This window comes from Flavobacterium sp. KACC 22758 (assembly GCF_028736135.1).
Classification (GTDB): domain Bacteria; phylum Bacteroidota; class Bacteroidia; order Flavobacteriales; family Flavobacteriaceae; genus Flavobacterium; species Flavobacterium johnsoniae.
On the sequence record NZ_CP117878.1, the window covers coordinates 5,522,361 to 5,534,646 of the forward strand.

Consider the following 12,286-nt stretch of genomic DNA (forward strand, 5'->3'; position numbering starts at 1 on the left):
TTTAATGCTCTAAAAACATTCAGAAAAACAAAAATGTTATTTTGAAACCGAGTGTCCTAGCCCCGATAGTAGTGAAAATCCTTTTGTGGCGGGGTTCGCCACAAAAGATTGAACGGATAGCGGGATTAAGCTCATAAAAATCTAAACTATCCCTTTCTCAATCATTTCAAGCATCACCGGCGAAGCATTTTTAAATGTCGGCGGCTGCTCGATAATACTTCCGGCATTCTTTTTATTTACCTTAAAAGTCACATCGTTATCTGTTGTAAATAAAAGTGCAGTTAAAAAAGGCTTTTTGATGTAAGTACCTAAAACCAACAACGCTTCATCTAAGGTATGAATGCTTTCAATTTCTTCTGTTTTATAGCGAGAAGTTAAGGAAATAGAAAAAGTATTGTCTTCGTTGAGAACCAAGCGGAAATAGATATTTTTAATTTCGGTATCGCCCATCGTTTTGGCCAAGGTAAGTTTAGCGAAAGTTCCGTTTTGAATACTTTCTTTAACTCGTTCACAAAAAAGGGCAAATATTGGTTCGTACATTTTTTTAAAAGGTGCTAAGGTTCTAAGATGTTGAGGTTCTAAGTTTTTAAAACCTTTGTTTATTATTTAACCGCAAAGTTCGCAAAGATTTACGCAAAGAACACAAGAATTAAGCAAAAAAATCAGCCACAGATTATAGAGATTAACACAGATTCCAGTAAATCCTTTTAATCCAAATAATCTGTGGCTAAAAATTAATATTTTTTGAGGTTAAGAAAAAATTACTTTCCTGTAAATTCAGCTTTACGTTTTTCTAAAAAGGCTGTTGTTCCTTCTTTAAAATCCTGTGTTCCGAAACATTCTCCAAATGATTTGATTTCAGTATCGAAACCATTTTTGCCATCTTTGAAATTAGCATTAATTGCTTTTATAGCTTTTCCTATTGCAAATGGCGCATTTTTAATGATTTTTTGAGCAATTACGTTTGTAAACGAAAGTAATTCTTCCTGAGGCACAACATAATTTACCAAACCGTAATCTTTTGCTTGTTCGGCAGTAATCATTGCTGCAGTCATAATCATTTCCATTGCACGGCCTTTTCCAATTAATTGCGGTAAACGCTGTGTTCCTCCATAACCAGGAATCAATCCTAAAGTTACTTCTGGAAGTCCCATTTTAGCATTGTCTGAAGCTACTCTAAAATGACAGGCCATAGCCAATTCTAATCCGCCTCCAAGAGCAAATCCGTTAACGGCGGCAATAACCGGTTTTTTAAGGTTTTCGATAAAATCAAATAAAGATTCCTGCCCTTCTGCAGCTAATTGTGCACCTTCTACAGTTGTATAATTAGCAAATTCCGAAATATCTGCTCCAGCCACAAAAGCTTTTTCACCGCTTCCGGTTAAAACAATAACACGAACATCATCATTTTTAGATAATGACTCAACGGCGTTACTTAAATCACTAATTGTTGCTTTATTTAAAGCATTTAACTTAGTTGGTCTGTTAATGGTAATGGTTGCAACTTTTTCTTCAATTGAAATTAAGATATTTTCGTAGTTCATAACAACTGGTTTTATGAGTTTGTGATAGGCAAAGAAACCCTGAAAGTCGTTCCTTTTCCGTAAGTTGATTCAAAGGTAATTGTTCCTTTGTAATTTTCTATAATGTTTTTGATAATTCCGAGTCCAAGTCCCATACCGCTGGTTTTAGTGGTAAATTTTGGTTCGAAGATTCTTCCGATATCTTGTTTCTGGATTCCAATTCCGTTGTCTTTTACCGCGATTTCAACATTATTGTTGCGTCGTTTTACGGTAACAATAATAGACTTTTGAAACTGACTTTCCGGAATTGCCTGCGTAGCATTTTTAACCAAATTGGTAATGACACGAATCAGTTGTGTACGATCCATTTTGGAAATGATTTCTTCTTCTTCTTTTTCAAAAGAGATATAATCTTCGTTGAAAATATCCAGAGCCAGTTCGACAACCTCAACAACATTCAGGGTTTCATTTTGCTGCGCCGGCATCGAAGCGAAGTTCGAAAATGCCGAAGCAACTGAAGTCATCGTATCGATCTGCTGAATTAAGGTTTCAGAATAATCATTCATCTTTTGTTTCACATCAGGATCATTCGGGTCAAACTTTCTTTGGAAACTCTGAACCGTTAATCGCATCGGCGTAAGCGGATTTTTAATCTCGTGCGCAACCTGTTTTGCCATTTCGCGCCAGGCTTCTTCACGTTCACTTTGTGCCAATTTAATAGCACTCGTTTCGAGTTTGTCAACCATTCCGTTATATGCTTTGATAAGGAAATTGACTTCTTTGCTGTTGGCTTCTAAAACAATTTTCTCGTTTTTCTGATCCAGATTGGTTTCTTCCAAACGATCTGATATGGTTTTCAGTGATTTTGTAATGTAGGTTGAAAGGAAATAAGCTAAAGCAAAAGCCACTATCAGCATAAAAGAATAAACCTGACTCAAACGAATCAGGAAAGTGTTCAACTCGTTATCATAATAACCGTCGTCTTCTAAATACGGAAGATTAAGGATTCCGAGTGGTTTGAATTTTTCGTCTTTTATTAAACTGTAAGATGATCTGTTTTTAACTCCGTCGATAGTTTTAATGTCTACAAAACGTTTTTCGATAGAAGAACGAACCAATTTTAGAATATATTCGGGAATTGGAGGAGCAATTTTGTCAACGGCAAAAGACTCTTTAGAAGATTTTAAAAGTTTTCCGTCTAGACTGTAAATGTTGATTTCTATTTTGTGAATCTGCGCTAACTCGTGAATTTTATCTTTGAAGATTAAATCTAAGTTTTGGGTTTTAAGCGGATAAGTTGTTGTAGAAAGCACATAATTGATGTGTTCTTTTACCGCATTTTCTTTTCTTTCTAAACGCTCCTGATGGTATTCTTTTGCCTCGGTCTTAAACTGAATAATCGAAATCGAAGCCAATAAAAAAGATGCCACAACAATCAATACAATCATCGACAGGAAAATCCTGGTACGAAGGGACAGCATTGACATTTTGAAGTTGTTAAGCATTTTTTTAGTGATTAGTGAATAGTAATTAGTGAATGGTAAAAGCTTGAAACTAATTACTAATCACTTTTTACTAATTACTTTTTTTCTCTTATTCTTTTATAAAACCTGAATCCCAGCATAATTAAAACCGAAAATAAAATAATTCCGATTACGCCGAAAATCCAGTTGATGGCACTTTTTAAAACTACTAAAAAGACAACGGCAAATAGAATGATGGTTGCGCCTTCATTCCATAAACGCATAAAATTATTGGTATATTTTACCTCATCGTTTTGTAATTGTTTAAAAATCTGATGGCATTTTCCGTGATATAAATATAAAAGAAAAACGAAACATAATTTTACGTGCATCCATGGCATTTTGATCCAAACACTTCCTGCATCGGTAAAAAACAACATCCAAAAAGCAAAAATACTCGCCAAAACCGCCGACGGCCACGTAATAATGTACCACAAACGGTAGGCCATTATTTTGTATTGCGCCTGCAGAATTTCTTTTTCCGGTGAAGGTTTTTCATTGGCTTCAATTTGGTACACAAACAAACGCACAATATAAAACAAACCCGCAAACCAAGTGATCACAAAAATGAGGTGCAGTGATTTTAGATAGTTATAGTATTCCATTATTATTTTGTTTCAGGTTTCAGGTTTCAGGTTTCAAGTTAATCAACTTTGAGAAAAACTTGAAACTTTAAACCTGAAACAAATTTTATTTCGCCCAATCATTAATCCAGTTAGAAACCGTCTGGCACCATTCGTCATCGTCATTCAAACATGGAATTGCCAGAAACTCTTCTCCTCCATTTGCTTCAAAATCTTCTTTGGCGCGCATTGCGATTTCCTCTAAAGTTTCTAAACAATCTGAAACGAAAGCCGGTGTAACAACTGCCAATTTCTTGATTCCTTTTGCTGGCATGTTATCAATTTCAACATCGGTATAAGGTTCCAACCATTTATCTCCCGCTAAACGCGATTGAAATGTCAGACTGTATTTATCTTCAGGAAGCCCTAATAATTTTACAACTTGTTTGGTTGTTTCGTAACATTGGTGACGATAACAAAATTCGTGCGCTGGAGATGGCGTGTTGCAACAAGAACCGTCAATTTTACAATGCGATTTAGTTACATCCGTTTTGCGAATATGACGCTCTGGAATTCCGTGGTAAGAAAACAATAAATGATCGTAATCAAAACCAACTAAATGTTTCTGAATTGAATCGGCTAAATTCTTGATGTAATCCGGTTTGTTGTAAAATGCCGGAACATCTGTAAACTTCATGTGTGGGAATTTCTTCTTACGAATTTCCTCTGCTTTTACTAAAATAGTCAAAGTAGAAGCCATTGCATATTGCGGATATAATGGAAAAAGCATTACATCTGTAACTCCTTTATCGCTTAATTCCTGAAGTCCTTTTTCAATGGTCATGCTTCCATAACGCATTGCTAACGAAACTGGAACATTTACTAAAGGCTGTACTTTTTTCTGCATTCTTTCTGAAAGAACAACTAACGGTGAACCTTCTTCCCACCAGATTTTTGCGTAAGCGTGCGCAGATTCTTCTGGTCTTTTTCTTAAAATAATACCTCGAACTAATAATGCTCTCAATAAATACGGAACGTCAATCACGTACTTATCCATTAAAAATTCATCTAAATATGGTTTTACATCTTTTGGAGTTGGACTTTCTGGAGATCCAAGATTTACTAATAATACGCCTTTCATTATTGTTTTTTTGCATTAGGCTTTAAGCATTAGGCTTTAAGCTTTTATTTGTTTTTAAAAATTTCGTCAAAAGTATTTGATGATACTTTACCGAAATATGATATTTATTACTTTTTAATTATGTCCTTATTTATAAAATTGATATTTGAAAACATCTTTAATTTTTATCTTTTTTATATGTATCGAATAGTTTTCCTAACAATTTAAACTCTTTCTCTGTTCCAAAATTTTCTGTTTCAATTTCTTTTTTAGAACTAATAAGATAAAATTGACGGCAAGAAAGACAAATCTTAGCTATACCTGAAATTTGATTTTTCTTTTTAAAAACTAAAATATCTCTATACTGAGGAGCACAAGCATATACATTTTCTAACATCTTTAAAGAAGATTTCTCCAAAAAAATATCGCTTTTTAAATACTCGGCGTCTTTTTGAGATAACTTAAACTTAGAAAATCCTTCTGAATTAATTGTTTTATAAAAGATACCATTATTTATCTTGTCTGGATAATCATCGAAGAAAATTTTATCAAAAATACCATTGTCAATACTTTTACTATTGTTCTCTCCCATTTCTTCCTCTTTGCTTTTATTCAATGAATAATATTCAACACTGTCAAAATCAAAAAACATTTTTTCTTCTTTTGATTTACAAGACAGCATTAGAAAAAACAATAAAGCTATTGAATATCTTTTAAGCATTAAACATTCGCATTAATCGACATTAAATACTTCTTTGGAGTCGTAGCAAACTTTTTCTTAAATGCCGCAATAAAATGACTTCCTGTACTGTAACCTATTTTCAAACCTACTTCGTTTACATTATATGATCCGCTATCTAAAAGTTTTCTAGCGAAATCCATTTTGTAATCAAAAAGGAAACCGTAAACCGTATCACCATAAATTTGTTTGAAACCCATTTTAAGTTTTTTCAAATTCAAACCAATTTCGTCTGCCAATTCTTGCAATCCTGGCGGTTCGGCCATATTAGCGATAATAATTTCTTTAGCTTTTCTGATTTTGAGAACGTTATCTTCATCAATTAAAAAAGGACATTGTTCTGCGTTTGGATCTTCAGTTCTATTAAAATACAAACTCAACAATTCGTATCCTTTTCCTTTGTAATAAAGGTTTTTTATAGATGGATGAAGGTTATAATGAAACAACTGGCTCAAAACAATCGCCATTGACGGACTTATATTTCCTTCGTTATAATACTTTTTGTCCTTATTGTCTGCACTCAAAAAAGTGATATAATCGGCTTCGGCAGAAAATAAAGCGTGAAATTTCTTTATTGATACAATTACAGAAATCACCCAAGAATTTGGTGCCAATTCTAGATTAAGCGGTAATTGTTTCTGCGGATTGTACAAAAGCAGTGATTTTTCTTCTTTCAAATCTAAAGCATAATTGCCTTGATTAAAGAGAAGTTTGGCATTTCCTTTTAACCCAAAATGAAACTGTATCAGGCCGGTACCAATTTCGTGCTGCGCAACAAAAGGTTCCAGACTATCGTTTTGAAACCTGATTAGTGTAAACTCATCTTCGATTTTTATTTCTTCCTCCATCTTTGATTTACTTTATCCAAGTTATTATATCATTTTATAAGAAACGAATAATTTGACATTTCAAAATTAAATCTTTTTGATGGTTTATCGTTTACTTGCTTCTAAATTTATAAATTCTTTATTGTTTTTAATCTTATAAATAGAATTTTTCAACTATTTCTGTCAAAACTACTCCAGATTTAGAACGGTTCTCTTTTAAACAACCATCGTATCTTAAACTAAATACATACAAACTATCATTACAACAGGACATAAAAACTTAGAATTAATTATAAATTTAATTTACAACGCACATTTTCCTTTTTTTGCGCTACTCTTCTGAATTCCAACCCATAATTATTTAAAACAATTCTAAACTGCCGAATTACCACTTTTTTACAAAACCTATTTTATAAAGTACTCGTAAGTATCAAAAAAACTTAACTAATTTTTAAGATACCGCTATGCAAATTAACAAAACAATAAAAAAAGTACTTTGGGGAGTAATACTAACTTTTGTGTTATTTTTTGGCATTTTAATTTTTCACATTATTACTGCAAAACCTGCCGTTTACGAAAGTCCAAATCTACAAGTAAGCAGAATTGACTTTAAAGAAAACATCGATTCTGCAGCTGCAAAAAAAATCTGCGCCGATTTAAGATCTATTAAAGGATTAACTTCTGATTCTATAATTGTAAAAAGAAATGTTGTGGTTTATTTCCACAATAATAAGATCACCGATTCTAAAAAAGTATATGACGAATTGATGACTAAGGGGAACTATATCGCTGAGCGATACATTCTGCCTGCAAATTTAGCAAGCAAAGAAGTTTGTCCTGTAGACCAAAATAGCTTTAGCTATAAAATGTCTCAAAAAATAAATCGTTTTTTTAATTAACCTTTAAATATTTTACAATGAAAAATTTTTCAAAAATTACACTTAGTGTATTAATTGCTGCTTCGGCAACTTTAACTTCTTGCAGTAATGATGATAATGATAAACCAGCTGAAAAAGAGTCAATTTATGTAAGACTGGGAGGAACTACAATGGTTTCAGATCCAGATAATTCAGGACAAATGATCGAAAAAGGTCGTTTGAGCTTCCGTAAAGTGGTAAACTCAACTATCGGATTAATTGTTGCTGATATTCAATCAAATGCATCTGGCAATTTACAAGCTCATTTTGCTCCGCTTTTGGCAGAAACAGGTAATACTCAAGCTACTAATATTGCAAAATTATCAGACAATTTAACCGATTTCTTCTCTTTTAATACAGGAGGAACTAATGCAGTAAATACTTATTCTGGTTTAAATATGGTTGCTGCACATGATCCTGCAAAAAACCCACGTATGGGAACAAAAGCTAGTAATGCTGATTATACAAAATTTGAAGGTTATGTTGGTGCTGCAGCAAATGCAAACGGTGTTGCTTCTAACACAGAACTTTACACAGATATCGTTGCAGTATTAGAATCTTTGAGAACTCCTATTGTTCAAAAATAATATCTTTTCTTTTAAGCGCTATTTTAACAAATTAAAATAGCGCTTTTAATTCAATAATTAGATAAGTTAAAATAACGCCAATCTCAAAATTAAATGATTTCGAAATCCTGTAATTTAATTTTGAACTCTGAGCGATATTTTTTTTTGATTTTTTTTTACTGATTTGTTCTTAGTTATTTAGAACCACTCTAAACAAAACATTTCAAACGACTTGATTTTACTGAAAAAGTACTGATTTCTACCCAAATAGGTCTACTAACAATTAAAAAAACATGCAGCGACATAAAAAGTACTTTTAGCGTTATTTTTATCGATGGTATAGTAATAATTTTGTTGCACTTTTATGAAAGTGAATTTATGGAAAACAATAATGTACCGAAACACCTTTATTTTTACTCAGTTGGTCTGAGTTATAAAAAAGCTGATGCTGAGGTTAGAGGTCAATTTAGCTTGGATGCCGTTGCGAAGACTCGCTTATTGGAACAAGCTAAAAACGATGGAATAGAAAGTTTACTAGTTACTTCAACATGCAACAGAACCGAAATTTACGGTTTTGCTGAACACCCATTTCAATTAATAAAATTAATCTGCGATAATAGTAACGGCTCTGTCGATGCTTTTCAAAAAGTAGGTTTCGTTTATAAAAATCAAGAAGCGATCAATCATATGTTTCGCGTAGGAACTGGATTGGATAGTCAAATCTTAGGTGATTTCGAAATTATCTCACAAATAAAAACTTCTTTTAGTCATTCAAAATCAATGAATTTAGCCAATGCTTTTATGGAAAGATTGGTAAATGCCGTTATTCAGGCGAGTAAAAGAATCAAAACAGAAACAGAAATTAGTTCAGGAGCAACTTCGGTTTCTTTTGCTTCTGTACAATATATTTTAAAGAATGTTGAAGATATCAGTAACAAAAACATTTTACTTTTTGGAACTGGTAAAATCGGAAGAAATACGTGCGAAAATTTAGTAAAGCATACTAAAAACGAACACATTACTTTAATCAATAGAACAAAAGACAAAGCGGAGAAATTAGCTGGAAAATTAAATCTAATTGTTAAAGACTATTCCGAACTGCATTTAGAACTTCAAAAAGCCGATGTTGTAGTTGTAGCAACAGGCGCTCAAAACCCAACGGTTGATAAAGCAATCTTAAATCTTAAAAAACCTTTATTGATTTTGGATTTGTCTATTCCTAAAAACGTTAATGAAAACGTAGAGGAATTAGAAGGTGTTACTTTAATTCACATGGATTATTTGTCTCAATTGACAGATGAAACTTTGGAAAACAGAAAATTACACATTCCGGCTGCAGAAGCAATCATTGAAGAAATAAAAGAAGAATTTGTTGTTTGGATGAAAGGCAGAAAATTTGCGCCAACCATCAATGCTTTAAAAGACAAATTGAATGCAATCAAAATTTCTGAATTGGACTTTCAAAGCAAAAAAATCGCCGATTTTAATGAAGCGCAAGCAGAAATCATCAGTAACCGAATCATTCAAAAAATTACTACTCATTTTGCCAATCACTTAAAAGACGACGATACCATGGTCGATGAAAGCATCGAATGGATCGAAAAAGTCTTCAAAATAAAAGCATCTTAAATTTTTCATTTTACCATTAATATATTAAGAAAGTTAAGTTTCACACTTTAAAAAGCAGACTTAATTCCCTTAATATCTTAATGGTAAAATTTTAATAAAAAAACATGGCTGAAAAGACAATCAGAATTGGAACGCGCGACAGCGAATTAGCACTTTGGCAAGCACACACTGTAGAGAAAAAACTTAACGATTTAGGTTATAAAACTTCAATTGTTGCGGTTAAATCTCAAGGTGATATTATTCTGGATAAACCGTTATACGAACTCGGAATTACAGGAATTTTTACCAAAACGCTGGACATTGCCATGATCAATGGTGATATTGATATTGCGGTCCATTCGATGAAAGATGTTCCAACAGCTTTACCAAAAGGAATTGTTCAGGCTGCGGTTTTGCCGAGAGCGAATGTTCTAGATATTTTGGTTCATAAAGGAAATCCTGATTTTACAAATCCAAGCACTATTGCAACAGGAAGTTTACGTCGTCAGGCACAATGGTTTAACAAATACCCAAATCATACGGTTGTTGATTTACGCGGAAACGTGAATACACGTATGCAAAAACTACAAGACAATAATTGGGACGGAGCTGTTTTTGCCGCTGCAGGTTTGGAGCGCATTAACTTAAAACCTGAAAATTACATCAATTTAGATTGGATGATTCCCGCGCCGGCACAAGGAGCAATGCTTGTTGTAGCAATGGAAAACGATAATTATACTTTAGATGCGCTTTCTCAGTTAAATGATATTGAAACTGAAATTTGCACCTATATCGAACGTCAGTTTTTAAGAACGCTTGAAGGCGGATGTACAGCACCAATCGGATCTTTAGTAACTTATAACGAAGACGAAGACACGCTGCATTTTCAAGGTGTTTTACTTTCTATTGACGGAAAACAAAAACTAGAAATCAACAAAACGGTTGATATTTCTGAATGGAAAAAATTAGGTTTTAATTCTGCTCAGGAAATTTTGAATAATGGCGGAACGGAATTAATGAAACAGATTAAAGAATCCCTGAAAAAATAATGGCAAACCCAATTCAGATATTATCGACTAAAATATTATCTCCTCTTCAAAAACAAGAGTTGACAAAAGTTGGTTTAGAAGTAATCGAAGCCGATTTTATCAAAACGCAAAACAAACCTTTCGAACTTAAAAATCTAAACGAAAGTCTAATTTTTACCAGTCAAAATGCGGTTCACAGTGTTTTATCAGACCCAAAATCGGAAGAATTAAAGAAAAAGAATGTTTATTGTGTAGGTCTAAAAACCAAAATACTTTTAAGCGATAATGGCTTTAATGTTGTAGCTTATACAGGTTATGCTTCGGATTTGGCAGAAATTATCACTTTGATTTATGGAAATGAAAGTTATACTTTTTTCAGCGGAAACCTTAGAAGAGATACTTTGCCAGAAGCTTTAAAAGAAAACGGAATTAAATTCAATGAAATTCAGGTTTATGAAACTACACTGCAGCCACAAAAAATAAAAGCTAATCCAGAGGCGCTTTTGTTTTTTAGTCCATCTGGAGTAAAAAGTTATCTGAAAGACAACACCATAAATAAACAGCTTTGTTTCTGTATTGGAGAAACCACCGCAGAAGCTTTACAAAAAATCACAAAAAACATCATTATCGCAGATCAGCCCACAATTGAAGACGTGATTGAAGATGTAATTCAAGAATATAAATAGCAATAAGCTTTAGGCAGTAAGCCGTAAGCAAAAAATCATAGTTAAACAAGCTTAAAGCCTAAAGCTTAAAGCCTAAAGCAAAACACAAATGTTAAAAAACGACCTATTTTTAAAAGCATTAAAAGGAGAAACTGTTCAGCGTCCGCCAGTATGGATGATGCGTCAAGCCGGAAGATATTTACCGGAATTCATCGAATTACGTGATAAATATGATTTCTTCACACGTTGTCAGACTCCGGAATTAGCTGCTGAAATTACTGTTCAGCCAATTCGCAGAATTGCTCCGGATGCCGCTATTTTGTTCTCAGACATTTTAGTCGTTCCGCAAGCAATGGGAATCGAAGTTTTAATGAAAGAAAACATTGGTCCGTTTATCCCAAATCCAATTCGTTCAACGGCTGATGTTCAACGAGTTTACGTTCCGGATATTCAGGAAAGTCTTGGTTATGTAATGGATGCAATCAAATTGACTAAAGAAATGCTGAACGACGAAGTTCCATTAATTGGTTTTGCTGGTTCGCCATGGACAATTTTCTGCTACGCTGTTGAAGGAAGAGGTTCTAAGAGTTTTGATATGGCAAAAGGATTTTGCTTTTCAAATCCGGTTGCAGCACATACTTTATTGCAAAAAATCACTGATACTACAATTTTATACTTAAAAGAAAAAGTAAAAGCGGGAGTTGATGCCGTTCAGATTTTTGATTCTTGGGGAGGAATGCTTTCTCCTGTTGATTATCAGGAATTCTCATGGAAATACATCAACCAAATCGTCGAAGCTTTGGCTGATTTAACTCCGGTTATTGTTTTCGGAAAAGGATGCTGGTTTGCTCTTGGCGAAATGGGTAAAAGCCGTGCTTCTGCTCTTGGAGTAGACTGGACTTGTTCTGCAAGAAATGCCCGTTACTTGTCTGGTGGAAACATTACACTACAAGGAAATTTTGATCCTTCAAGACTGCTTTCTCCAATTCCGACTATCAAGAAAATGGTTCACGAAATGATCGATGAGTTTGGAAAAGATAAATATGTTGTAAATTTAGGACACGGAATTTTACCAAATATTCCTGTAGATCACGCAAAAGCGTTTATCGACGCGGTTAAGGAATACGGACAATAGTCGTTGATAGTTTATGGTTGATAGTTGTTGGATACGAATACTATCAACCATAAACCAACAAACCATCAACTT

The 12,286-nt window shown here is 33.5% G+C and carries 13 protein-coding genes; 6 read left to right on the top strand and 7 right to left on the bottom strand.

Annotated features, from left to right (window positions below; all coding sequences use genetic code 11):
- Positions 1-141: 141 nt before the first annotated feature.
- From PQ462_RS23575 to PQ462_RS23605, 7 genes are all read right to left on the bottom strand, one after another.
- The gene (locus PQ462_RS23575) at positions 142-540 is read right to left on the bottom strand and encodes a hypothetical protein (RefSeq protein ID WP_149205903.1); all 399 of its coding nucleotides are present in this window, start codon (positions 538-540) and stop codon (positions 142-144) included.
- A 221-nt stretch (positions 541-761) separates the two neighbouring features.
- Positions 762-1,544 carry an enoyl-CoA hydratase/isomerase family protein gene (locus PQ462_RS23580; RefSeq protein WP_073410225.1) on the bottom strand — a complete coding sequence of 261 codons (783 nt, stop codon included), beginning with the start codon at positions 1,542-1,544 and terminating at the stop codon, positions 762-764.
- 11 nt (positions 1,545-1,555) lie between these two features.
- A complete protein-coding gene (locus PQ462_RS23585; RefSeq protein ID WP_012023024.1) occupies positions 1,556-2,971 on the bottom strand; it encodes a sensor histidine kinase in 1,416 nt (471 codons plus the stop codon).
- A 131-nt stretch (positions 2,972-3,102) separates the two neighbouring features.
- Positions 3,103-3,651 carry a CopD family protein gene (locus PQ462_RS23590; protein ID WP_095930221.1) on the bottom strand — a complete coding sequence of 183 codons (549 nt, stop codon included), beginning with the start codon at positions 3,649-3,651 and terminating at the stop codon, positions 3,103-3,105.
- A gap of 85 nt (positions 3,652-3,736) precedes the next feature.
- Complete coding sequence (gene hemH, locus PQ462_RS23595) at positions 3,737-4,750, bottom strand: ferrochelatase (RefSeq protein WP_250834714.1); 1,014 nt, start codon at positions 4,748-4,750, stop codon at positions 3,737-3,739.
- A gap of 157 nt (positions 4,751-4,907) precedes the next feature.
- Entirely contained in the window at positions 4,908-5,450 is a 543-nt protein-coding gene (locus PQ462_RS23600; RefSeq protein WP_274251838.1) for a hypothetical protein, read from the bottom strand.
- A complete protein-coding gene (locus PQ462_RS23605) occupies positions 5,450-6,316 on the bottom strand; it encodes a helix-turn-helix domain-containing protein (RefSeq protein ID WP_229353723.1) in 867 nt (288 codons plus the stop codon). Before PQ462_RS23605 ends, PQ462_RS23600 begins: the two co-directional genes overlap by 1 nt.
- Positions 6,317-6,759: 443 nt before the next feature.
- On the opposite strand from PQ462_RS23605, the gene PQ462_RS23610 reads away from it, so the two are divergent.
- From PQ462_RS23610 to hemE, 6 genes are all read left to right on the top strand, one after another.
- The gene (locus PQ462_RS23610) at positions 6,760-7,194 is read left to right on the top strand and encodes a hypothetical protein (RefSeq protein WP_274251839.1); all 435 of its coding nucleotides are present in this window, start codon (positions 6,760-6,762) and stop codon (positions 7,192-7,194) included.
- A 17-nt stretch (positions 7,195-7,211) separates the two neighbouring features.
- Positions 7,212-7,799: a hypothetical protein gene (locus PQ462_RS23615; protein ID WP_229353720.1), complete on the top strand. Its 588-nt coding sequence runs from the start codon at positions 7,212-7,214 to the stop codon at positions 7,797-7,799.
- Positions 7,800-8,156: 357 nt separating this feature from the next.
- Entirely contained in the window at positions 8,157-9,407 is a 1,251-nt protein-coding gene (gene hemA, locus PQ462_RS23620; protein WP_274251840.1) for a glutamyl-tRNA reductase, read from the top strand.
- A 104-nt stretch (positions 9,408-9,511) separates the two neighbouring features.
- Positions 9,512-10,435, top strand: coding sequence for a hydroxymethylbilane synthase (gene hemC / locus PQ462_RS23625; protein ID WP_274251841.1), 924 nt, complete (start codon positions 9,512-9,514; stop codon positions 10,433-10,435).
- A complete protein-coding gene (locus tag PQ462_RS23630) occupies positions 10,435-11,100 on the top strand; it encodes a uroporphyrinogen-III synthase (protein WP_274251842.1) in 666 nt (221 codons plus the stop codon). The genes hemC and PQ462_RS23630 overlap by 1 nt, the downstream gene beginning before the upstream one ends.
- Before the next feature lie 88 nt (positions 11,101-11,188).
- A complete protein-coding gene (hemE, locus tag PQ462_RS23635) occupies positions 11,189-12,214 on the top strand; it encodes a uroporphyrinogen decarboxylase (RefSeq protein WP_274251843.1) in 1,026 nt (341 codons plus the stop codon).
- Positions 12,215-12,286 lie beyond the last annotated feature (72 nt).